The sequence below is a fragment of the Paraburkholderia sp. SIMBA_054 genome, from assembly GCF_046534875.1.
Classification (GTDB): Bacteria; Pseudomonadota; Gammaproteobacteria; order Burkholderiales; family Burkholderiaceae; genus Paraburkholderia; species Paraburkholderia hospita.
This window is the reverse complement of the sequence record NZ_JAWRXV010000459.1, coordinates 1-318: the sequence shown is the minus strand read 5'-3', so window position 1 is coordinate 318 and position 318 is coordinate 1. Positions and strand designations below refer to the sequence as shown.

Below are 318 nucleotides of genomic sequence, written 5' to 3'. Positions count from 1 at the left end.
ATATATACATTACTACAATAACATTCGAATTAAGGAAAAATTGAAAGGCATGAGTCCAGTCGAATACCGTACTCATGCCAACTACGTTGCTTAAATATTAATTGTCTAACTTTTTGGGTTCAGTTCAATGGAGGTAGTTTCTTGGATTATTACTATAAGAACATTTTCTATATAGAAGAAGTATTATATATTTATCTATTAACCTTGATAATAAGACATTAATTTATGGACATTCGCTTCTATAGTGCCGAATTCTTTTTGTGGAAAATCATTTCTAGGAAGAGGGTTTAGCCATTGTATTTGCCCTTTAAAGTATAT

At 29.9% G+C, this 318-nt stretch carries 1 protein-coding gene; it reads left to right on the top strand.

The window, feature by feature from the left end:
• Positions 1–94 (top strand): IS3 family transposase (locus SB822_RS55900; protein WP_410858951.1); only part of this gene is annotated, 94 nt, incomplete at its 5' end.
• Between the last annotated feature and the right edge of the window lie 224 nt (positions 95–318).